Below are 20,338 nucleotides of genomic sequence, written 5' to 3'. Positions count from 1 at the left end.
ATATATTCTTGAAGATGTATCTCTGAGGATGTATTCTTGCGGATGTGGATGGTGTGGAGCTGTTCCAGTTGGGCCGACGGCTGATGCGGGCCGGCGAGGCCGCGCTCAAGGGGCCGGATGAGTCCGGGCGGGTGCCCCCTGGGGTGACGCTGATCATGATGGATGTGGTGGAGCATCCGGGTTCTGCGGTGCGGGAGATCGTGGCCCGCACCGGCTTCCCGCAGGGGCATGTGTCGACCTGTGTTGCCCGCCTGCGGGAACGGGGTGTGGTGGAGACGACCGTCGACCCCGCGGACGGCCGTCGCACTCTGGTCACCGCGGCCGCTGGTTTCGTCAAGCAGGTCGCCTCCCATCGGGGCGCGCCGGTGGACGCCGCGCTGGCGGAGGTAACGGGCATCGAGGACCCCCGGGATGTGGCCGAGGTGATCGCCGTTCTGGACTCGCTGGCCAGGAAAGTGCTGCCCAAGTACCGCGAGACGACCGAGCGGAAAGCACCATGAAGGCCACACCGCCGGATGAGTCGACAACAGACCTCCGGCCGCGGCGACCGACGCCGGGCATGGTGTTGCGGCAGCTCATCCCGAGCATTCTGGTCAACGGCGCGCTGTCCACCACTGTCTACTTCCTACTGCGCCCCGCGGTAAGCGATGACTGGGTCGCACTGGCGCTGACCGGAGCGGTCCCCGCCGTGTGGACACTCGGCCGGTTCGCCTGGCGGCGCACCGTCGATCCGATCGGCGTGCTGGCCTTCACCGGCTATGTCCTCGCCGTGGCCGTCACGCTGTTCACCGACGGCAGCCCGCTCGCACTCGAACTGCACGAATCGGCCCTGACCGGCGCGCTGGGTGTGGTGTGTCTGGCGTCGATCGTGGTGGGCCGTCCGGTGCACGGGCGCCTGGTACGGCTGCTGACACGTCGTGACCAGGCCGAGGACACTCCCCAGCGTCGCCGAATGTCCATCATGATCACGTTGCTGGTCGGCGGCACCCTGGTGGCGCACGCCGCGGTGCTTGCCACGCTCGCCGTAGCCCTGCCGCCAAGCACCTTCGTGGCGCTCCGGCACCTGGTCGGACTGCCCATCCTCGGTCTCGGCGTGGCCGCCCTGATCTGGTACCGAAACCGCGTGCTGCACGACAGGCCGTCGAGATGACCACCGCCACGACCGGAACGATCACTGTCCCGGGAGCGACCCTCTACTACGAGACGCGCGGCTCGGGTCCGCCGTTACTGATGATCCCGCCAGGCGGCTCCGGCGCCGACACGTTCCTGACTGTCGCTGAACATCTCGCCGCGCATCACCGCGTGGTGACCTACGACCGCCGTGGCTATGCGCGCAGTCCACTCGACTACGCGAACGAAGAACAACGCGTGGAAACACACGCCGACGACGCGTGCCGTCTGCTGGCCGCATTCGCCGGCGAAGCGGCGGACGTGTTCGGCAGTTGTGGCGGCGCGCTGATCGGCCTGGACCTGGCCAGCCGCTATCCGGAGCGGGTGCGTACGCTGATCGCGCACGAACCACCCCTCGGGCACCTCCTGTCCGAGGTCGACCGACGCCCGGCTGTGCAGGACCTGCATCAGGTCTACCTGCGAGACGGGGCCACCGCTGCCCTGCGTACCTTCGCCGCGCGCATCGGTGTCGAGTACGAACCCAAGACGGGTGTGGAGGCGTCCGCCGTGTGGGCCGCGCGTGCCGCAGCGAACGTGGAATTCTTCTTGTCCCGTGAGGTCGGCTCACGGATGTGGAGCCGCTATGAACCCGACCTCGACGTCCTGCGGGCGGTGTCGAGCAGGATCGTCCCGGCAGGTGGGCGCGCCGGACAGGAGTACGTCGGCTACCGCTGCGCTGTGGCGCTGGCCGAACACGTCGGCACCCCGCTCAGCGAATTCCCGGGCCACCACGCCGGATTCCGCGTCGATCCCACGGAATTCGCCGCGACACTGCATGACATACTCACACCCACGACGCAACCTACGGTGACACGCTGCCCATAGCCACCGTGCCCGAGCCGGCCGACGGTCGCGTCGTTGGATGCCCGTACAGCGGCTGAGGAGATACAACTGACAGTGCCCTTCTGGAACGCCTGACGGCGAACGCACGCTCATGCCGAATTGCGGACGCCGCTGCAGGGTCTGCCTGCTGCCCTGGATGGCGTGAACGGACTCGGGCCGCTGCATCTCCCACGTGGGCGAGGTGAGCATCGCCAGGTGGTTGGTGATGAGGCGGCGGCGATGTCGACGTCGGCCGGACCGCCGCCGTCGGCTGCGTCGAAGCCTTGGACGACCGCCTCGTCCAGCACACTGGACATCCAGAGTCGTGCCCCGGCCCGCTTGTCTCCCGCGGTGTTGAACACCGGGGGTGGGAGGTGCGGCCATCTCCGTGGGCAGCGGTGTGGGGGCGGTGATGGTCCACTTCGGGGCGGTCGGCACCGCGGCCTCGTCCGTGCACCACCTGAGCTGAACGGGTGGGATCCCCTCGTCCGGGTAACGACGTCGGCAACCGGGACGATTGCCGGTTGTCACTCCGTTCGTCGACCGAGGGAAACCCGTTGGAGCAGAAGAAACCGGTGGCCACGACCGCGAAGGTCGAGGCCGTCAAGGCCGGTCCCGTCAAGCAGTCGACCGCCGCGGAGGCCAAGGAGCGCGAGGCGTTCCGCGCCGCGCTGCCGTCGAAGGCCGAGTTCACCAAGGCGGTGCTCGCCAACCTGGAGAAGGACCTCAAGGCCGCGCTCGCCGCCGATCCCGACCTGAAAGGCGTCAGCAAGGACGAGCTGGCGGCGTGGGTCGCCGCCGATGTCGACGAGGCCTTCGCCGCGATGGCCAAGCCCGGTTGGAGCGAGGCATGACCGCCCTCATCCCGGCCGCGAGCCGCCTCGCGGTGCGCCGGGCCGTGTTCGACAGCGTGTGGCTCACGGCGCGCCAGTACCAGCCGATTGTGCTGATCCGCCAGCAGTTCCCGGTGTTCCCGCCGTACGCGTTCGACGAGTTCCGGTCGTGGGTCACCGCCAGCAGGCCGATGGTGTTCGCCGGAGGCGCCACCAGCTGGTTGTCGAGCTGGTTCGCGACCCCGGTCACGCCGGCCCCGGCCACCCCGACGGGTCCCGGCGGCGGACGGCGCCGCGTCAACGCCAAGCACCTGCTGCCACACGAGGTCAAGCGGTTGCTGGACAACAACGCGGACTACGTGTGCCACCGCACCGACAACGAGGCGGCGGGCACTTGCCGCGAGCCGGTGTACGGCGTCACCGAGCAGCACCTCAAGAAGAACCCGACGGCGCCCGACGGCGTGTGGGCGGTCGTCGGTGTGCGGGGCTTCCAGGACTACGGCAGGTATCTCGTCATCTATCCCCGCTTCAGCGGGAGCCGCACGTGGCGGCGGATGGACCCTCCCGCCGTCCTGTGCGAGGTCACGCAGCTCGACCCGGACGACGCCGTCGGCTGGTGCACGCAGGAGGATCTCGACGAGGCGCTGGCGCTGTGACCCGCCCGAGTCGACCTCCCGTGCCGAACGGGTAGGACGGCTCCCCAGGCCACCGAGACGCGGTCGCCCCGGCGCGCACCGGGACGACCGCGTCCTGGTGCGGTCGCCGGCTGCGGCCGCTTGGCCAGGTACGCCGTGTTCGTGGATTACCGTTCCTGCAACGGGTTCGGGAAGCTCACGCCCCCGGCGTGCACACGCCGCCCGGATGCAGGTGGGCGGCGATCCGGCGCAGACCCGCGCGCTGGTAGAAGTCGGCGTCGCGGGGTGAAGGAAGTGCTGGGGCGAGCGGTCCCTGTCCACGACAACGGCGTGGAACCCGTGCGCCGGCACCAGACCTCACGGTGACCGCGTCAGCGCGAAGATGTCGACGAGCTCCAGCTCGCACCGGGATCCGCCGCGCACGATCGTTTTGCTCTGTCGGTGTGGTGTCAGCTTCCTGTGGGATCCTTGGCGGCTTCCTCGCCGATTGACCGTTCCAGTGGTGTGCGGATCGCCGGGATGATCACGGCGCCTTGTAGCTGTGTCTGCAACCGCGCTGCGGCGTTCTGGATGGCGATGCGTGCCTCGGTGCCTCGGTCGGCGACCACCGACGTCCGGATCTCACCGCCGGCGGTCACGGCCCAGGAGCCGATGATTTCGCCGTCCCACCACAGGGTGGGGCCGATGTTGCCGCTGGTGTCGAAGACGTGGTGCCGGTCGATGCCGAAGAACCAGTCCCGGTGTTTCCAGCCCATCGGAGTCGGGTCGAGCGCAGGTAGCAGCGCGGCAACCGGCGGCACCGGGGTGACGTCGCCGAAGTCGTCGTCGGTGAGCGCGATGCCGGGCCGGCCGTGCAGGTCGACGTCCGTGACGGGAAGCTCCTGCAGAGCGCGCCGGGTGGTGCTCTTGTTCCAGCCGGTCCACCACTGCAGGTCCTCGACCGTGGCCGGCCCGAACCGGGTGAGCCAGCGGCGGGCCAGTCCTTGTTGTGCTTGGCCGGTCGGCAGTTCGGGCATGCCGTCCGGCCACCAGTTCCGGACGGGTTCCCAGCGGTGGTGGCGGCTGGTCCAGGCGCCGGTCGGGGTGCCGCGGACGATGCGGCCCCCGGCGCTGAGCATGGTGAGGAAGGCGGAGGTGACGTTCTGCGGGCGGTCGGAGGCCGCCCGGGGCGGGATGAAGGTCCGCAGTGCGGGCACATCGGCGGCCAGCTGGGCACCGGTGGCGCTGCCCCGGGCGCGCAGGGCGTGTTCGACCTCGTCTTGCAGGGTGGTCAGCCACGTCTGCAGGTCGCCGTCGATGGCCGGTTCGGTGCCGTTGCGTTGCAGCTGGCTGATGAGGCGCCGGCGCAGCGCGGCGGCGAGCGGTGTGCTGATCGCGGCCTGCACGACCGGGACGTCGGTGCGGGGCAGGAGGAACAGCGTGCGGCGCATGGCCATCCAGCGCACCAGGTCGCGCCGTTCGTACATCGCCTCCGACACGTCGGCCAGGGTGGACGTGGCGCTGCGGGCGAGCACCGAGACGTAGACCGATGCCGCGTCGGTGGCGTGCAGGGCGACCAGGGCTTCGGTCACCGCGTGCGGAGTCGGTGCGTCGCCGCCGAGGTGGTGCCGGCGCACCAGGACGTGTCGTCGCTGCCGCACGGAGATGCTTCGTGCCGTCATGGTCGCCTTCCTTCGGTCGGGCATCACTTACTGAACTCCTCAATATCGATACTTGCAGATATCGATATTGGAAAGTATCGTTTTATGGGTGAGTGACGACGAGGTTCAGGACGAGCACCCGGCCCGGGTCGGCCGCAAGCGCGACCACACCCGTGACGCGCCGATCCTCGACGCGACGTTGGCGGTCCTGGCCGAGGCGGGGTACGAGGGCATGACCATCGACCTGGTGGCCGCGCGAGCGGGGGCGGCCCGCGCGACGGTGTACCGGCGCTGGGCGAGCAAGGCCGACCTGGTGCTCGCCGCGGCGACCCGGTTGAGCGAGACCGACGTCGGCCTGGATCGGCTGCCCGACACCGGCAGCTACCGCGACGACGTCATCGCCCTGTTCGTCCAGGACACCGCCGACGACCAGCAGGTGCGGCTGCAGGCGATGATCGGCCTGCTGATGGTGGCCAGGATCGACAAACGTCTCGCCGACGCCGCTACCCGGGCGGGCATCGGTCCCTGGATCGAGGCCAACCGGATCCTGATGCGGCGCGCCGTGGACCGCGGCGAGTTCCCGCCGGCCGACATCGACACCCTCGCCGAGGTCATCCCGATGATGTGCATCAGCCGTGCGGTGCAGCAGGAACCGATCACCCGGGAGTTCTCCCTGGCCTTGCTCGACGGCGTCATCATCCCGGCCCTGCGCGCAGGCCGCTGAGCATTCACCGCCATGCAGCTCACCGAAGACACAGGAGATGAACGATGAGCATCACCGCCACGACCCACCTCAACTTCCGCGGCGACGCCCGTCAGGCGCTGGAGTTCTACCACTCGATCTTCGGGGGTCACCTGATGATCGCCACCTACGGGCAGGTCGGCGTCCCGCAGGACGACCCGAACGGCGGCCCCGCCACATTCGGGCCCGTCGCCGGCGACGCCCCCGACGCCGATCGCGTCGCGTTCGGCGTCGTGTCGGGTGACAACGGTTTCCGCGTGGCCGCCTACGACGTGTTCGGCAGCACCGGCGGCGGCATCGCCGGGACGTCGAAGGCCACCGGTCGCCGCGGCGGCGGGCTGACCCACGACGAGGCGGTCTTCCTGGTGCTCAACGGCGACACGCTCGAGGAGATCAGTGTGTTGTGGGACAAGCTTTCCGGCGGCGCCACGGTGATCGCGCCGCTGACGACCGGCGGGGGTGAGGTTTCGCGCTACAGCATGCTCACCGACCGCTTCGGCGTCACCTGGATCTTCGGCGTCACGCCCGCGCACTGACGCATATCGGAGAGCTCGGATGACGCGCCGGGGAGCCAGGCGTGTGCCGGTCTCCGTTGCGCAGCTCGGGATCCCGGGGAAGGTCGGAGAGAAGCGCGCCGGCTTCCTGTCCGGCAGCCTTGATGAACCGGACTTTCACGTTGTAGCCACCGCGGAGCTTGACGACCTCCGTGACTGTGGTCAGCACCAACGGCCGCTGCGCCCAGGCATGCCGGAGTCCGCGTCAGCTCTGCCAGACCGCTCGGCGACGCTTAGTGTTACCTCCGGAACCCGGGCTTCGGTGCCCACGCATGCTCGACCACCCGCGACGCTGAGCGCATCGAACCGAGGGAGCACCACATGGACGAGAACCTGCTTGACGAGCGGGACGCCACGCGGCGAGTGGACGACGTCACCACCGCGCTGGAGCGGCTGGCCGGCACCTTCGAGGAAGAAGCGGAGGAACTGTCCGCGGTGCTGCAGCGCGTGTGCCAGCAGGTCGTGCACGCCGTGCCGGACGCGGAAATGGCCAGCATCACCCTGCTGCGCGACGGCGACCCCTACACGGCCACAGCCACCGGGGACAGCGCGCACCGCATCGACCAAGCCCAGTACAAGACCGGGCAGGGCCCCTGCCTGGACGCCGCCCGGACCGGCGAGCTCCAGCGGGTCGAAGTGGCCGAGGCGGCGCGGCAGTGGCCCGAGTTCGCTGCCGCCGCGGCCGAGTTCGAGGTGCTCGGCTACCTGTCCGCGCCGTTGTTCGTCGACCGCGAATACCACGGTTCGCTCAACCTCTACGACACCGGCGGCAACAGCTTCAGCGCGCTCGACGCGGCACTGCTGGAGCTGTACACCACTGCCGCCGAAGCCGCGCTGCGCAGCGCCCGCCGGCACCAGACCGCCCGCGAGACCACCGCGCAGCTGTCCGAGGCGCTGACCTCCCGGGCCGTGATCGACCAGGCGAAGGGCATTCTGATGGCTCTGCACCGCATCCCGGCCGACGACGCCTTCGCCCTGCTCGTCAAGACATCGCAGGAGCAGAACGTGAAGCTCCGCGAGGTCGCCCAGGACTTCGTCACCACGGCGCTGGCCGCTCCGAGCCGCACCTGAGCGGACTGGTCGCGCGACGACGGCATTCCGCCACACGACAGGACGATCGCCACTGCGTTTCGACCGACGAGTCCACTGTGGACATGACTCGGCTTGGGTTTCGCACCGGTCGGGCGCGACAGTACTTCTGGAAGCCGCCGTGTCCCGCGCAGCAGGGACACTCTCCGAAACCGGCAGGTCACAATCGGGTGCGGTCCGGCGACGAGCCGGGACTCGATCACGGAAACGTCGGTAAAGGCGCGTAGGGTCCGTCGTGGAGAGGTTCAACAGCCAGCTTCTCAGTCCGCCGTATGCGGCGCCGGCCTTGACTCGCGGGTCGCCTGCACGGAAATGGCCTGTCCTTCTGGAGCTGACTGCCGTCATGACCTTTTCGTCTTCACCGCCTGCCCCCGGGAACCCCGCGTTCAGCATCGACACCATCGACTGCGGTGAGGTGGTGGTCATCCACGCGCGCGGCGAGCTGGACCTGGCCGCCGACCCGCTGCTCGGCGCGACCCTGGCCTTGGCCGACGCCGCGGCCAAACCGGTCGTGGTCGACCTGACCGAGGTGACGTTCTGCGGTTCGTGCGTGCTCGGGCAACTGCTGGCCGCCGGGCGGCGGATCACCGGCGACGGCCGGCAGATGCTGGTGGCCACCAGCCAGTACATGGTCCTGCGACCGTTGACCCTGTTGCAGCTGGACCGCGACATCACGATCGTGCCGGACGTCGAGACCGCCCTGCGCCGGCTCACCCGGTCACCGATCGCCGCGGTTGATCCGGCAACGGACACGACGGCCTCAGCCGGCTAGGCGGTGGTCTCGGCAGGAGAAGTCTCATGAGACGTGACGATGGCGCCGGCTCGCTGCTGAACCGGCGCCATCACCGAATCTCCGCCAAGCACGGCAGGGGACTCGGAACCGCGAATACCCCGCTCGCGCGATCTTGAACACGGATCAACGGTCCACGCGATTCGCTCTAGGCCATGGGGGTCCACCGGACGATCACCACACCGATGTCGTCGGGCAGCGCCGAACCGTGGTGGTCCGCGACCGCGTCGGTGATCTTGCGCGCGATCTCCGGCGCCGGTGCGTCCGCATGGCGATCCACCAGCCGCTGGACACCTTCGGTGCCGAACGGGGTCCCGGATGGGTCCTGCGTTTCCAGCGTGCCCTGGCAGCACACGGCGAACAGCTCGCCGGGCCGGAGCCGCACCTGTCCGGTTTCCTGGCCCGCTCTCGGCCTGGGCAGCACACCGCGGTGGACGACGACGGGCGCCCGGCTCCCGGCGGCGAGCCACCGCAGGTCTCCGGTGTGCAGGTCGAGCTCGGCCACGAGCTCATTGACCGCCGGCGTGTCCGGGTGTTCGCCGAGGATCCCGGCGATCGCCGCGTGCTGCGCGGCCAACGAGGCACCGTCGCGCCGCGCGGAGCGGTAGGCGGAGAGCGCGGTGACGACGGCGAGACTCGGGGCCCCGCCTCGCGCCCCGGTGTCGAACAGGGCCAGTTGCGCCCGGTGCTCGGCCAGGGAGTAGTCGAAGGCCGTGCCGGACAGCTCGTAAGCGGGCCGCATGCTGGCGCCGACGACGACGGCGTCGGTCGCCCCGGTCAACGGCGGCAGGGCGTGCCAGAGCAGCTCGGCCGGCGAACCGCGGTGGTGCCGGCGGCGCTGGACGTCCAGCCCGTCGCCGTACTGCGTCACGCTGGTCACGAGGTGACCGATGAGCGTCGCCAGCCACTGGCACTGCTGACGCAGCACCGGATCGTCCGGATCGGTGCCGTCGGTGGACGTGACCTCGAGGACGCCGAGCCGTTCGACGCCGTCGAGCAGAACCGTCCACAGCACGGGCGCGCCTTCGCCGCGAGTCACGGCCGAGCCCGCCCGCCGGAAGACGTCGCCGGCGGTGGTGGTTTCGATGTCGAGGCCGGGCGAGGTGGCTGGCAGGAGCGGGACCAGCACGTTCTGGTCGTAGTCGGCCAGGTGGACCTCGACCCGGAGGTTGAGCGCGCCGGCGGCGGCGGTCACCGCGGCCGGCAGCCGCTCCGGCGGCGCCCGGTGGGCCCCTTCGAGCAGGTCGACAAGAGCCCGAAGCGGACCACGCAGGGGCTTCGCGGGCTGCGTCGGGCGGCTGTAGGGCGCTCGTTTCGGGCCGGCGAGCTCGTCGAGGCGTTCGTTGACGGCGTGCGCCAGCATGTCGCGATCGATGCGGGGCAGCGGCGCCAGACCGTGGAGGTAGGCGTCCACCTCCAGCATGTTCTGGCCGCCACCCAGCGCGAAGTACCGCGCCCACAGCTGCTCGAGCGTCAGCTCGCACCGCCGGAAACAGGCCGTGAGCAGCTCCTGCTGTTCCTGTTCGGGGAGCGGGGTCATCGGCGGGGTTCCTGCGGCTCCGAGCTTGCGGAGAGGATGCCGACGGCGGTGTCGGCCGGCGTCCGCCCTTCGGTCCGGGCGAGCGAGAGCAGCCGTTCGGCGGCGGCTTGCTCGCTGAGTGCTTCACGCGCCATGAGGAACCCGCGGGCCATCGTGACGGTGTCCCGCTCGCGCAGCACCCGCTTGAATTCCTCGCTGGAATCGCCGGCCCGATCGTAGACGCGGGCCTGGGCCACGAGGGCTTCGGCCTTGGTGGCGAGCGTCGTCAGCGCGTGTTCGTCGGACGGGCCGAAGGCGCTGGGCGCGGCGGCGTAGACCTTGACGGCGCCGAGGCAGCCGTCTCCGGTCAGCAGCGGGACAGTGAGCACGGAGTGCAACCCCGCTTCGGCGGCCGCGGCGCACCAGCGGGGCCAGCGCCGGTCGGTGGCGGTGTCGTCGATCCGCACCGGCGCCCCTTCGGCCAGCGCCGTGAGGCAGGGGCCTTCCCCGAAGGCGTATTGCCGTTCGTCGGCTTCGTGCACGCCCGCACCGGACGCGGCCGTCGTGGCCGGAGTGCCGTCCTCGGCGAGCAGCGTCACCCCGGCACCCGCCGCCCGCGGGAGGGACGTGCCGGCCAGCGTGACGATCAAGTCGAGCACGGAGTTCACGGTCTCGCGTGAAAGCAGCAGCCCGGACAGACGCGCGGCGACTCCGGCGACTTCGTGGTCGAGCGGCAACGGGGCCGGCACGGTCATTCCCGACATGATCCCGGAATACCACCGATGCGCCTGGGCAAACGTGCCCGGACCTTTGGGTTCGGCGGAAGTGGGTACCCGTGGGTGCTCGCTGGTCATGATCATTGAGGAGGGCCCATGGAACGGCCGGACCCGACCCGGACGGTCGCACCGCTGCTGGACGACGTCACCGGGGCGCTGGAGTCGCTGACCGCCATCCTGAGCCGGGAAGACGACTTCCGCGTGGTGCTGAGGCACGTGTGCCTGCAGGTGGTGCACGCGGTCCCGGGCGTCGACGAGGCGAGCGTCACACTTTCGCACGGCACCCGGCCGTACACGTCGGCCTCCACGAGCGAGCGCGTCACGGCCCTCGACGAGGACCAGTACCGGATCGGCACGGGTCCGTGCCTGGACGCGATGCGCAGCGGGAAACTGGTCCGCACGACGGTGTCCGGCGCGGCCGAACGCTGGCCGGACTTCACCCGGGGCGCCTTGGCCGCCGGTTTCGGCAGTTTTCTCGCTGCCCCGCTCGTGGCCGACGAGCAGTTCTCGGGCGCCATCAACTGCTACGGGCAGCAGGACGACGGGTTCGCCGACATCGACGCGCAGCTGCTGGAGCTCTACACCGCGGCGGTGGAGGCGGTGCTGCGCGTCTACCACCGCTACCTGGATGCCCGGGAGACGGCCGGGCACCTGCAGCTGGCCCTCACTTCCCGATCGGTCATCGACCAGGCCAAGGGCATGCTGATGGCGATCCAGAAGGTCGACGCCGAAGCCGCGTTCACCGTGCTCGTCGAGGAATCGCAGCGGCAGAACGTGAAGCTGCGGGAAGTGGCCGAACAGGTGGTGAAGCGCGTCCTGGGATCGTGACGTTCGTGACCAGTCGTCCGTGAAGTCCACTGTGGACTCGGACGGGCCTGATCGGCGCGGGTCACGAGGACGGCCTCCTGCCGCGTGTAGCCGAGTTCGGCGGCCGCGGCGAAGATCTTTGCTGCTCTTCGGCCAGGATGTCCTCGGCGCGGGCCAGGAAGTCGTCGATCGCGCGTAACCGGGCCGCGGTGCGCCGTTCCGCCTCGGCGGCCCGCTCCCGCACGGCCGCCAAGCCCTCCGATGGCACCACTGTGGAGCGGGGTGGCTCGAGGAACAAGCTCTCGTAGCGATCATCCTGCGCCGTGGGGCGAAGCTGGGGCCGGAATTGCCGGGCGAGAGGATGGCTGAACAGTGAACTGTCCACGTGTGAGCAGCAATGGTCGACAACACTGCCGCCACGCACCGAGAAGTGCCGGACTCCGATCGGTGCCAGGCAGGCGGAAGACTTGGCCGGCGCCGGGCCTGGAGCGCGCACAGGCAGGTGTGACGACACGGTCCGGCACCGGCTGCGTGCTGACGTGCCGAGTCGGTCGAACGCCGGGGTTCAGTCCCCGGTGCGGAGTTCGGTGTTGCGGCGCTGGGCTTCGTGGAGCTGGTCTTCGAGGGTGACGATGCGGCACGCGGCGTCGATGGCGGTGCCCTGGTCGACCAGTTCCCGCACCCGCGCGGCGAGGCGTAGCTGGTGCCGGGAGTAGCGGCGGTGCCCGCCGGTGGAGCGTTGCGGGGTGATCAGCCCGGCTTCGCCCAGGCTGCGCAGGAAGCCTTGGGTGGTGCCGAGGACGTCGGCGGCCCGGCCCATGGTGTAGGCGGGGTAGTGCTCGTCGTCGAACTTGCCGGCCCCGCTGGGCGTGGCCGGTCCTTCTTGATCAGGAATCATTCCACCTCCACATCACTGCCTCCACATCACAAAGGACCCCGGGTGCCGCGAACGGCACCCGGGGTCCTCAAGGGTTGGTTTCACCATTGTCAACCGGCGCGACCGCCGGCTTCCTGCACCCGCGTCCGGCCGAAAGCCGGATCGTGCGGGGATCGCTTACTTGTGACCGAGCACCACCTCCGAACTCGATGGGACTGCGGCACCCGCGCGGCGCTACACAGCCGCTGCGGGCGATCCAATGATGGTTCCGTTCCCTTCTTTCCTGAGTGTTCTCTTGCTGGGTACTGCGCCTGCTGCGGACGTCAACGACGGGAACCCTTTCACTGATCGGTCCCAGCACGCTTGACTCCGCTGGTCACTGCCCGGAGCCCCGTTCACCGATCGGCTCCGGCCACCTGACCGGTCCTGCACTTGCTCCAACGACTACTACTGCCGATCTTCGCGAGCGCTACGTCTGCCCGCTGGTCACCAGTCGGAACCTGTCTGTTGATCGGCTCCGTCCTGCCTGACCGTCTGTCTCACTTCGCGGGTAGTTACGTCATCTCCCGCGCCTGCTTGACGTTGTCTCTCTCGGTATGAGCAGAACACTACACACGCCTGCCGTTGAATGTCTACTCCGTCCGGCATAGATTTTCTGGGTGCAGTCGGACGGGTGACGAGAGAAGGGACAGGTGACCGTGAGTGACGAGGTCACGCAGGAGCCGCTCGGGGAGCGGTACGGCCTGGTCGAGGTGCGTGACCTGGGCGAGTACGCCGAAGCCTTGACGCGGTTGCTGGAGCGGGGACGGCGGGAGCGGCCGCGTCGCTCGCCGGCCGGTTCTACGGTCGTCTCGGCGCCTGAGCACCTGACCCGCGCGGATCACACCGACAAAGAATTCGTCACCGCGGCGGAACGTTGCCATCGGCATCCCGCGGGTGCCGAGCACCCGCTCAGTACCTGATCGCTCAGGCGTTCCCGAAACACGGAAGGGATCAAAACGCATCACGGTCATGGTCCGGTCCCATTCCGGCCGGACCGCCCCGCCGGGAGCGCCCGATCCGAACCGATTTCGCGTTGGTGCTCACCGCTCGGGTACGTCCGGCAGGAGGAATTGTCGACCCGGCGGAACGGATGCCGCGGGCGTAAGGTGCGGAACACCAGGTCGGCGCCGGGGAGGCCGGAAATGACGCCTGAGGGCGATGCGGTCTCCCGGGGCCAGGAAGCCAGAACGGACAGCTGGTGGCGTGCCCAGCTGTCGAATCTCTACGGCATCTTCGCGATTTCGATGATGATGTTCGACGGCCGCGAAGCGGCGGACATCATGCGGCTCGCCGCGACCTCGGTGCCGTCGCTGAGCGGCTGCACGACCGATGCGGCGTACCTCGTCGACGAGGACGGCGCGGTCACCCCGCAGGACGGTGCGGAGGAGGCTCATCCCGACCTCGCCGCGGAAGTCGGCAAGCTCGACGGGCAGAGCGGGCGGATCGAGCTGGCCGACGGCTACTGGCGCTGGTGCTACGCGCTGCGCGGGCTGCGCGGCCTGGCGGGCAACCTCGTGGTCCGGGCCGAGCAACCCCCCTCACGCGACGAATTCTTCCTGCTCAGCTCGCTCTGCCAGCAGACCGCCGCGGCGCTGACCAACTCCGCGTCGTTCATGCGGGAGCGGCGGCAGGCGGTGGTGCAGCGGGAGCTCAACTACCAGCTGTCCACGTCGGTGGAGCAGCTCAAGCAGCAGACGCTGGTGCACGACGTGCTGTCCACCATCTCGGCTTCCGGGGCCGGTGAGTCGGGCATCGCGCACGCGTTGCACCAGCTGACCGCGCTGCCGGTGGCGATCGAGGACCGGTTCGGCAACCTGCGCGCGTGGGCCGGTCCCGGCCGGCCGGATCCGTACCCGAAGGTCGGCGTGCGCCGGCGTGACGAGCTGATCCGGCACCTCTCGACCCTGCCCGAAGCGGTCCGTGTGAAGGACCGGCTCATCTCGCTGGTGCGGCCACGGCATGACGTGCTCGGCGTGCTCGCCCTGATCGACCCCGCGCGGACCGCCGGCGCGTACGAGGTGTTCGCTCTCGAGTACGGCTCGACCGTGCTGGCGCTGGAACTCTCGCACCAGCGCAGCCTGGCGGAGGCCGAGCTGCGTTTGCGCCGCGACCTCGTGGACGACCTCATCGCCGGAACCGACGACGGGAGCGTGTACGCCCGTGCCGAGGCGATCGGGCACGATCTGCGCCGCCCGCACCACGTGGTCGTGCTGCGGTGGTCCGGCGACTTCGCCGAGGACGTGGTCGTCGAGGCCACGGGACGCGCCGTGACGACGCTCGGGCTCGCCTCGCTCGTGTCGCGCCACTCGGGCGCGGTCGTGCTGCTGGTCGCCGGGCAACTGGACGGTGCGGCGCTGTACGCCTCGCTCTCGGAAAAGCTCGGGGCCGAGGGGGCGATCGGCATCGGCAGCCGCTGCGACACCCCGGGGCGGTTGCCCAAGTCCTACGCGGAAGCGGTGCGTGCGCTCGAGATCCGGCGCAGCTCGCAGACCTCGAGCGGATTCACCAGGTTCGAACAACTGGGGATCTACCGCATCCTCGACACCGGGCAGAACCACGGCGAAGTCGTCGAGTTCGTCCGGGAGTGGCTCGGGAAACTGCTCGACCACGACACCCAGCGCAACGCCGAGCTGGTCGCCACGCTCGCGCAGTACCTCGAGTGCGGCGGCAACTACGACGACACGGCCGCCGCGCTCACGATCCACCGGAGCACGCTGCGCTACCGGCTCGGCCGGATCCGGGAGATCACGGAGCTCGACCTCAACGATGTGGACAGCAGGCTGAACCTGCACCTCGCCACCCGGATGTGGCAGGTGCTGCGCGGATCGCAGTGACCGGAGGTGGACGATGGACGAGAAGGATCGGACCGATCGCGAGGTGACCCTCGGCGGAGCCGCGCTTGTGCCGGGTGACCACCTCTGCGTCTTCCACCGGGGGAGAGCCGAGCGGGACCGCCTCCTGATCCCGTTCCTCGCCGAGGGCCTGCGGGCGGGGGACGCCGTGCTCTACCTGGCCGCCGAGGGTGAGCGGGAGATCTTCCGCGAACGGCTGGGCCACGCCGGCGACCTCGTGTTGACCGAGCCGGACAGCGGCCACCTCCGAGACGGTGAGTTCGCGCCGGATGCGCTCTTCGCGATGCTGGACGGCTGGTCGCGGCGCAAGCTCGTCACCGGTGACCACCCTTTCGGGCGCATCGTCGGCGACATGAGCTGGGCCGCGCCCCGGCTGAGTTCCGCGCTGATCGACGTGCTCCTCGCCGAAGAGGTCGCGGTCACCGCATGGGGGGAGGACTTCCCGCAGGTGATTCTGTGCTTCTACGATCTGGATTTGTTCGGCGGCGACTTGATCATCCCGATGATCAAGTCGCACCCGAAGGTCTGGATGGCCGGGACGCTCGTCGAAAACCCCTACTACCTCTCATCGACGGAGAACGGGCAGCACCCCGACTCCGAACGGAGGATCCCGTCATGACCGGTTCCCGGAAGTTCGGCACCCCCGGCGTCGTCATCGAGCCGGGGCAGCACATCTGCGCGGTGTACGTGGGCGAGGAAGATCGGGACCGCATCCTCCTGCCCTTCCTGAGCGAAGGCTTGCGTGCCGGCGAAAAGTGCCTGTTCGGCGTGCACGAGGACGAGGTCGCCGGTTTTGTCGACCTGCTCGGCGAGGACGTCGACGACGTCGAGGCGCGCGTCGACTCGGCGCAGCTGGACATCCGGGCCGCGGGGGACACGCTGCCGTCGCCGGACGACTTCAGCGTGGACCGGATCATCGCGTTCTGGGACGAGGCCGTGTCCGCCGCGATGGCCGCGGGCTACCGGTTCGTCCGGCTCGGAGCGGAGGCGCGCTGGTGGCACCCGCAATTGCCCGGGTTGACCGAGCTGTTCCGGTACGAGGCCGCGTTGAACGACTTCACCAGCCGCTACCCGCAGGCGATCCTGTGCATGTACGACATTTCGCGGTATCGCGAGAACATCGTGCTCGACCTGCTCAAGACGCACCCGCAGGTGCTGATGTGCGGAGTGCTGTTGGAGAACCCGTACTACTCACCTCCGGCGACCCTTGTGTAGCCCTCCTTCCGTTGTGTCTCCGGTGAAAGGCGAATCACGATCGGCTTGCTCGGAGTGTAGGCAGGACAACTCAGGACCTGCACGGCCCGCGTATCCGCCACGGTCGGCCAAGCGGGCACATGGCGGAATGGAAGAGGCCGGATGAGCACGGTTGTTCCCCTACGGCCGTCCGGCTGACGATCTCGGTTCCGGTACCCCGATCGAGCGGGCCTGCTGTGGCAGGCCGGAAGTCCGGCCGTTGCGCGGTATCACCGGCGGTCCGCCGTGGCTACGGTCGGTTGGTGAAGTCATCTGGCAGGTTGCGTCATCGTGGTACCCGTGCGCCGCCGGTTGCGTGTCGAAGACGGTTGTGACGGGTCGTTGTGCCTGTCGGGATCACGATCGAGCTGACTCATCGGCTCGCGAGCACCCTTGTCACCGTGACCGGGGAGCTCGACCTTTCCGGATACGCCTTCCTCCGCGACGGGCTGCTGAAGGTCGCCGCGGACACCCCGCCGTGCCTGGTCGCCGACATCAACGGGCTCGTGTTGGGCGAGTACTCGCCTGCGACGGTGTTCCCGCTGGTCGCGCGGCGCATCGGGGACTGGCCGGGTATCCCGTTCCTGCTGGTCACCCATCAGGGTGTTCAGGTGCGGGCGTTGCACGATCACGGTGTTGATCGGTTCGTGCCGGTCCATCCGGACGTCGAGGTCGCGGAGCGGCAACCTGTGCCGGTCCGGCAGTTCGCCCAGCGTGTCTTGTCCCGCTCCGAGGAGGCCCCGGTCGTCGCTCGAGGGTTCGTGCGGGAACGGGCGGAGCGGTGGGGAGTGTCCGAGCTGGTCTGCGACGGCACGCTCGTTGCGACCGAGTTGGTCGCCAACGTCATCCAGCACACCACGTTCTGTCCGGAGATCCATCTCGAACTGCGTTCGGGGATGCTGACGGTCGCCGTTTCCGACGACAGCCCGCGGCCCGCGGTGCTGATGGGACAAGCCGGAAGTACGTCGCCGGGGCTCGGTCTGCGCATCGTGGCCGATGCGGCGCGGGTGTGGGGGAGCAGCCCACGCTGGTCCGGAGGCAAGATCGTCTGGGCGGTGCTGGCCACCGCCGGTCGCGACCGGCATGACGGGTAGCTCTCCGGCAGGTTCTCGGGCGCGGCGAGCCGGTGCTTGACTCGGACTTGGTGACCCTGGCCCGCACGGTCGAGATCCGGCGGTGCAACCGTGACTGCTTGCGTGATCACCGGTTGCGCGCGGCGGATTCGCTCCGCACGGGACTCCGAGCCGGGCGGCGGGGGAGGTAGGGCGCCAAGGCGAGCATCTCGTGTCGGCTTGCCCCGTCGTGAATGGGCGGACTTGCTCGAAATCCACCTTTCCGTACTGTCGACATTGGCGGTAGGAGGCAGGCGATGGCTTTCGTGATGAACGTTCGCAGGCACAGCCGCGTGACCATCGAGCTGGACCTGGTGGGCGAGGTACTGGAGGCAGCGTCCGGCCCGCTGCGATCGCAGCTGTCCGACTTGATCGTCGTCGAGCGCCCCGAGGTGCTGTTGATCAGCCTGGCGCGGGTAACCGCGATGAGCAGTGCCGGAGTACATGCGCTGATGTTCGGCTACACCACCGCTGTCGAGCATGGCACGTCCTACCGGGTTCGCCACGCTTGTGGCGGAGTCCGTCGCGTGTTGCGGCTTGCCGGCGTACTCGACGTGCTGGCGGACAGCGACGATCTCGGCGCGCTTCTCCTGGCGACGATGGCACCGCGACCGCGTATCGAGTACTGACGGCGAGCGCGACCGGCACGCGGGTGACCGCGCGGTCGCTGGGCGCGGCGATCCTCGGGGAAGTCCGCGCGGCATGGTCGGCGGCCACTAGGACGTGATCATCGAACCTTGCCGCCGTCGTCCACTCGGTGCTGGTTTCGTTCTTGGCGTTCCCGTTCACGACGGCTGTAGGTCGCCTTGCGTACGGTCTCCTCGTCCTCCAGGCTCGACCCGAGCGCACCGGCGACGATCCCGACCGAACTGCACAGCCACACCAGGTTCAGGTACGAACCCATACCGACCGGGTGCCCGAGGGTCTGCGCGAAGTAGCCGCTGTCGATCACGACGGCCGCCGCGAGCAGTGCGACCACGTACAGGATCGCGTACATGCACGCCACCCCGATCGCCAGCGTGGCCGCCGTGGACACGTTGTACAGCACGGCCTTGCGTCGCTCGACGCCCACGGAAGGCCGGTCCCACAAGTGGTTGTACACCATCAACCACACCGCCATGATCACCACGGTGACCACCGTGATCCCCGCCAGCCGCAGCGGGGACAGCGCGTCCGCGAGCTTCCAGAACGAACTGGTGATGACGCCGTAGGCGGCGGTGCCGGCCGCCGCCGCGGTGGCGCCCGCCAGGTGCGGGACGAGCTGCCACGGGCGGTTGTCCCGCACCATCCCGGCCAGCAGCCGCAGCCGGCCACGCAGCCCGACCAGAGCCAGGTGGGTAGCGGCGGACTGGTGTTCGCCGGACATCCGCTGCGTCGGGGCCAGCGCCTCGCGCAACCGTGCCATCGTCCCTTGGCCGCGCTGGTCCCCGTCGAGCCCGAGCCGCCGCGACACCAGTTGCCGCACCACGCGGACCAGCAACGCCCGGACCCGGCGCCGCACCAGGACGGCGCCGAGCGCGGGCAGCGAGATCATCGCGACGCCGTGCTCCACGTCGACGCCCGCGACGACGGGCTTCGTCCCCGCCCGCCGGGGCAGATCGGTGACCAGGACCAGCACGTCCCAGCCCTGGTCCTGCCGGTGGCGCTCCGACAGCGTGCGCATCGGGATGTCACCGTCTTCGTCCAGCGGCAGCTGGTCCACCTCGTGGTCCACCTGCCACCGCGTCTGTCCGCTGACCCGGGTGGTGAAGATCCCGGGCAGGTCATCGGCGATCGACGCGATCACCTGCTCCGGCAGACCTTCGTCGGCCAGCACTCCTACGACCACCTGGGGTGGGGCGTTCATCTGGCTCACCTCGCTCGTCGAATCTCGTCGGGTTCCCGGGGGGATACCGGCCAAACCACCGGATGGCGTCGAGGGTCAGAGCGGAAGAGCCGGATGCCGGGACGTCGCCACGCGGTAAGCCCGTGCCGGTGGCGTTTCCCGCCGTTCGCGGCGCGCCCGCGCGACCAGCACCAGCAGCCACACCACCCCGATCGCCGCGATCAGGCCCTGGCCCACCCAGGTCAGCGTCGTGTACAGCCCGACCTGGGCGCCGGTCGGCGCGGCCGGCAGGCCACGGACCAGGAGCTCGTACTGCCACGGCTGAGCGGTCAGCAGCAGCGTGAGGTACAGGGAAATCACGGACATCGAGTCCCACAGCGCGTGCAGCAGCGATACGCCCAGGTAGGCGAGTGCGAGCCGGGTGGTGAGGAGGAAGTGGTCGCGGGTGCTCCACGCGAACAGCAGCCCGCCGAGCACGGCGGTCCACAGCCCGTGGCCGACCGGGGCGAGGAGCCCGCGCAGCAGCTCGGTGGTCACCAAGTCCGTCAGGGACAGCCCTTGGGGGGTGAACAGCGCGGTCAGCGCGTACCCGGCCGACTCGAAGGCGGCGAACCCGAACCCGACCGCGGCACCCAGGATCAACCCGTCGCGCGGGGACTTCACGGCCAGGTGCCGGGTCATCAGGGCGAGCGCGGCCAGCTTGACCGCTTCCTCGATGAGCCCGACGCCGACGTACAGCCACGGCGACGGGTGCAGCAGGTACGTCTCCAGCACCGACGCCCCGAGTACACCGAGCACCCCGCCGACGACGAACGTGCGGAACACGAGTTCGGCGGTGAGCTCGCCGGAGTCCCGGCGCTCGAACGCCCACGCCACGAAGGTCACCGGCACCAGGAAGCTGCCGAGCAGCACCAAGGTGGGGATGAGGTTGGGGTTCCCGGTCAGGTAGGTGACGACCGCGGACAGGATCCACAAGACCAGGCCGGCTCCGAACATCCGGAGCCACGTCCGTCGTTTCGG

The 20,338-nt window shown here is 69.5% G+C and carries 23 protein-coding genes; 16 read left to right on the top strand and 7 right to left on the bottom strand.

From position 1 onward, the window contains the following. Positions 1-44: 44 nt before the first annotated feature. The 5 genes from OG570_RS40445 (at position 45) to OG570_RS40425 (ending at position 3,481) form a co-directional block, all read left to right on the top strand. The gene (locus OG570_RS40445; protein WP_326954064.1) at positions 45-500 is read left to right on the top strand and encodes a MarR family winged helix-turn-helix transcriptional regulator; all 456 of its coding nucleotides are present in this window, start codon (positions 45-47) and stop codon (positions 498-500) included. Continuing rightward, complete coding sequence (locus OG570_RS40440; RefSeq protein ID WP_326954063.1) at positions 497-1,150, top strand: VC0807 family protein; 654 nt, start codon at positions 497-499, stop codon at positions 1,148-1,150. Before OG570_RS40445 ends, OG570_RS40440 begins: the two co-directional genes overlap by 4 nt. Continuing rightward, the gene (locus OG570_RS40435) at positions 1,147-1,995 is read left to right on the top strand and encodes an alpha/beta fold hydrolase (RefSeq protein WP_326954062.1); all 849 of its coding nucleotides are present in this window, start codon (positions 1,147-1,149) and stop codon (positions 1,993-1,995) included. Before OG570_RS40440 ends, OG570_RS40435 begins: the two co-directional genes overlap by 4 nt. A 554-nt stretch (positions 1,996-2,549) precedes the next feature. Further along, positions 2,550-2,846: a hypothetical protein gene (locus tag OG570_RS40430; protein ID WP_326954061.1), complete on the top strand. Its 297-nt coding sequence runs from the start codon at positions 2,550-2,552 to the stop codon at positions 2,844-2,846. After that, positions 2,843-3,481 carry a hypothetical protein gene (locus tag OG570_RS40425; RefSeq protein ID WP_326954060.1) on the top strand — a complete coding sequence of 213 codons (639 nt, stop codon included), beginning with the start codon at positions 2,843-2,845 and terminating at the stop codon, positions 3,479-3,481. Before OG570_RS40430 ends, OG570_RS40425 begins: the two co-directional genes overlap by 4 nt. A gap of 428 nt (positions 3,482-3,909) precedes the next feature. Here the strand turns inward: OG570_RS40425 and OG570_RS40420 are convergent, their stop codons facing one another. After that, on the bottom strand, positions 3,910-5,121 hold the full coding sequence (locus OG570_RS40420; RefSeq protein WP_326954059.1) for a winged helix DNA-binding domain-containing protein: 1,212 nt from the start codon (positions 5,119-5,121) through the stop codon (positions 3,910-3,912). Between the two features lie 88 nt (positions 5,122-5,209). On the opposite strand from OG570_RS40420, the gene OG570_RS40415 reads away from it, so the two are divergent. From OG570_RS40415 to OG570_RS40400, 4 genes are all read left to right on the top strand, one after another. Beyond that, positions 5,210-5,824 (top strand): TetR/AcrR family transcriptional regulator, encoded by a 615-nt coding sequence (locus tag OG570_RS40415; RefSeq protein ID WP_326954058.1) that lies wholly within the window; start codon positions 5,210-5,212, stop codon positions 5,822-5,824. A gap of 44 nt (positions 5,825-5,868) precedes the next feature. Then, positions 5,869-6,378, top strand: coding sequence for a VOC family protein (locus tag OG570_RS40410; RefSeq protein WP_326954057.1), 510 nt, complete (start codon positions 5,869-5,871; stop codon positions 6,376-6,378). Between the two features lie 339 nt (positions 6,379-6,717). Beyond that, positions 6,718-7,467 carry a GAF and ANTAR domain-containing protein gene (locus tag OG570_RS40405; RefSeq protein WP_326954056.1) on the top strand — a complete coding sequence of 250 codons (750 nt, stop codon included), beginning with the start codon at positions 6,718-6,720 and terminating at the stop codon, positions 7,465-7,467. 361 nt (positions 7,468-7,828) lie between these two features. Beyond that, the gene (locus OG570_RS40400) at positions 7,829-8,257 is read left to right on the top strand and encodes an STAS domain-containing protein (RefSeq protein ID WP_326954055.1); all 429 of its coding nucleotides are present in this window, start codon (positions 7,829-7,831) and stop codon (positions 8,255-8,257) included. A 166-nt stretch (positions 8,258-8,423) separates the two neighbouring features. Here the strand turns inward: OG570_RS40400 and OG570_RS40395 are convergent, their stop codons facing one another. Together OG570_RS40395 and OG570_RS40390 are read right to left on the bottom strand one after the other, a co-directional pair. Continuing rightward, positions 8,424-9,815 carry a PP2C family protein-serine/threonine phosphatase gene (locus OG570_RS40395; RefSeq protein WP_326954054.1) on the bottom strand — a complete coding sequence of 464 codons (1,392 nt, stop codon included), beginning with the start codon at positions 9,813-9,815 and terminating at the stop codon, positions 8,424-8,426. After that, positions 9,812-10,549, bottom strand: coding sequence for a GAF and ANTAR domain-containing protein (locus tag OG570_RS40390; protein WP_326954053.1), 738 nt, complete (start codon positions 10,547-10,549; stop codon positions 9,812-9,814). Before OG570_RS40390 ends, OG570_RS40395 begins: the two co-directional genes overlap by 4 nt. Before the next feature lie 117 nt (positions 10,550-10,666). On the opposite strand from OG570_RS40390, the gene OG570_RS40385 reads away from it, so the two are divergent. Next, positions 10,667-11,398 carry a GAF and ANTAR domain-containing protein gene (locus tag OG570_RS40385; RefSeq protein ID WP_326954052.1) on the top strand — a complete coding sequence of 244 codons (732 nt, stop codon included), beginning with the start codon at positions 10,667-10,669 and terminating at the stop codon, positions 11,396-11,398. Positions 11,399-11,459: 61 nt separating this feature from the next. Here the strand turns inward: OG570_RS40385 and OG570_RS40380 are convergent, their stop codons facing one another. Together OG570_RS40380 and OG570_RS40375 are read right to left on the bottom strand one after the other, a co-directional pair. After that, the gene (locus OG570_RS40380) at positions 11,460-11,630 is read right to left on the bottom strand and encodes a hypothetical protein (RefSeq protein WP_326954051.1); all 171 of its coding nucleotides are present in this window, start codon (positions 11,628-11,630) and stop codon (positions 11,460-11,462) included. 312 nt (positions 11,631-11,942) lie between these two features. Beyond that, entirely contained in the window at positions 11,943-12,275 is a 333-nt protein-coding gene (locus tag OG570_RS40375; protein ID WP_326954050.1) for a helix-turn-helix domain-containing protein, read from the bottom strand. Positions 12,276-12,946: 671 nt separating this feature from the next. Between OG570_RS40375 and OG570_RS40370 the strand changes: the two genes are divergently transcribed. The 6 genes from OG570_RS40370 to OG570_RS40345 all read left to right on the top strand — a co-directional run bounded on the left by OG570_RS40370 (position 12,947) and on the right by OG570_RS40345 (position 18,122). Next, a complete protein-coding gene (locus OG570_RS40370) occupies positions 12,947-13,216 on the top strand; it encodes a hypothetical protein (RefSeq protein WP_326954049.1) in 270 nt (89 codons plus the stop codon). A gap of 222 nt (positions 13,217-13,438) precedes the next feature. Continuing rightward, a complete protein-coding gene (locus tag OG570_RS40365) occupies positions 13,439-15,130 on the top strand; it encodes a PucR family transcriptional regulator (RefSeq protein WP_326954048.1) in 1,692 nt (563 codons plus the stop codon). Between the two features lie 13 nt (positions 15,131-15,143). Further along, positions 15,144-15,767 carry an MEDS domain-containing protein gene (locus tag OG570_RS40360; protein WP_326954047.1) on the top strand — a complete coding sequence of 208 codons (624 nt, stop codon included), beginning with the start codon at positions 15,144-15,146 and terminating at the stop codon, positions 15,765-15,767. Next, positions 15,764-16,363: an MEDS domain-containing protein gene (locus OG570_RS40355; protein WP_326954046.1), complete on the top strand. Its 600-nt coding sequence runs from the start codon at positions 15,764-15,766 to the stop codon at positions 16,361-16,363. The genes OG570_RS40360 and OG570_RS40355 overlap by 4 nt, the downstream gene beginning before the upstream one ends. Positions 16,364-16,782: 419 nt before the next feature. Then, complete coding sequence (locus OG570_RS40350) at positions 16,783-17,475, top strand: ATP-binding protein (RefSeq protein WP_326954045.1); 693 nt, start codon at positions 16,783-16,785, stop codon at positions 17,473-17,475. 275 nt (positions 17,476-17,750) lie between these two features. Then, positions 17,751-18,122 carry an STAS domain-containing protein gene (locus OG570_RS40345; RefSeq protein ID WP_326954044.1) on the top strand — a complete coding sequence of 124 codons (372 nt, stop codon included), beginning with the start codon at positions 17,751-17,753 and terminating at the stop codon, positions 18,120-18,122. A gap of 98 nt (positions 18,123-18,220) precedes the next feature. Here the strand turns inward: OG570_RS40345 and OG570_RS40340 are convergent, their stop codons facing one another. Then, a complete protein-coding gene (locus OG570_RS40340; protein WP_326954043.1) occupies positions 18,221-19,339 on the bottom strand; it encodes a hypothetical protein in 1,119 nt (372 codons plus the stop codon). Positions 19,340-19,414: 75 nt separating this feature from the next. Then, entirely contained in the window at positions 19,415-20,314 is a 900-nt protein-coding gene (locus OG570_RS40335; protein WP_326954042.1) for a PrsW family intramembrane metalloprotease, read from the bottom strand. Positions 20,315-20,338: the final 24 nt, after the last annotated feature.

Source organism: Amycolatopsis sp. NBC_01286 (assembly GCF_035982555.1).
Taxonomy (GTDB): domain Bacteria; phylum Actinomycetota; class Actinomycetes; order Mycobacteriales; family Pseudonocardiaceae; genus Amycolatopsis.
Note: the sequence above shows the minus strand (reverse complement) of the source record. Positions and strands in the feature narration are given on the sequence as shown.

What these genes read in the sequence shown, in the direction of transcription:
- OG570_RS40440 (WP_326954063.1), top strand. Translation starts at nt 497, where the DNA reads ATGAAGGCCACACCGCCGGATGAGTCGACAACAGACCTCCGGCCGCGG.
- OG570_RS40435 (WP_326954062.1), top strand. Translation starts at nt 1,147, where the DNA reads ATGACCACCGCCACGACCGGAACGATCACTGTCCCGGGAGCGACCCTC.
- OG570_RS40425 (WP_326954060.1), top strand. Translation starts at nt 2,843, where the DNA reads ATGACCGCCCTCATCCCGGCCGCGAGCCGCCTCGCGGTGCGCCGGGCC.
- OG570_RS40420 (WP_326954059.1), bottom strand. Translation starts at nt 5,121, where the DNA reads ATGACGGCACGAAGCATCTCCGTGCGGCAGCGACGACACGTCCTGGTG.
- OG570_RS40410 (WP_326954057.1), top strand. Translation starts at nt 5,869, where the DNA reads ATGAGCATCACCGCCACGACCCACCTCAACTTCCGCGGCGACGCCCGT.
- OG570_RS40405 (WP_326954056.1), top strand. Translation starts at nt 6,718, where the DNA reads ATGGACGAGAACCTGCTTGACGAGCGGGACGCCACGCGGCGAGTGGAC.
- OG570_RS40400 (WP_326954055.1), top strand. Translation starts at nt 7,829, where the DNA reads ATGACCTTTTCGTCTTCACCGCCTGCCCCCGGGAACCCCGCGTTCAGC.
- OG570_RS40395 (WP_326954054.1), bottom strand. Translation starts at nt 9,815, where the DNA reads ATGACCCCGCTCCCCGAACAGGAACAGCAGGAGCTGCTCACGGCCTGT.
- OG570_RS40390 (WP_326954053.1), bottom strand. Translation starts at nt 10,549, where the DNA reads ATGACCGTGCCGGCCCCGTTGCCGCTCGACCACGAAGTCGCCGGAGTC.
- OG570_RS40385 (WP_326954052.1), top strand. Translation starts at nt 10,667, where the DNA reads ATGGAACGGCCGGACCCGACCCGGACGGTCGCACCGCTGCTGGACGAC.
- OG570_RS40375 (WP_326954050.1), bottom strand. Translation starts at nt 12,275, where the DNA reads ATGATTCCTGATCAAGAAGGACCGGCCACGCCCAGCGGGGCCGGCAAG.
- OG570_RS40365 (WP_326954048.1), top strand. Translation starts at nt 13,439, where the DNA reads ATGACGCCTGAGGGCGATGCGGTCTCCCGGGGCCAGGAAGCCAGAACG.
- OG570_RS40360 (WP_326954047.1), top strand. Translation starts at nt 15,144, where the DNA reads ATGGACGAGAAGGATCGGACCGATCGCGAGGTGACCCTCGGCGGAGCC.
- OG570_RS40355 (WP_326954046.1), top strand. Translation starts at nt 15,764, where the DNA reads ATGACCGGTTCCCGGAAGTTCGGCACCCCCGGCGTCGTCATCGAGCCG.
- OG570_RS40345 (WP_326954044.1), top strand. Translation starts at nt 17,751, where the DNA reads ATGGCTTTCGTGATGAACGTTCGCAGGCACAGCCGCGTGACCATCGAG.
- OG570_RS40340 (WP_326954043.1), bottom strand. Translation starts at nt 19,339, where the DNA reads ATGAACGCCCCACCCCAGGTGGTCGTAGGAGTGCTGGCCGACGAAGGT.
- OG570_RS40335 (WP_326954042.1), bottom strand. Translation starts at nt 20,314, where the DNA reads ATGTTCGGAGCCGGCCTGGTCTTGTGGATCCTGTCCGCGGTCGTCACC.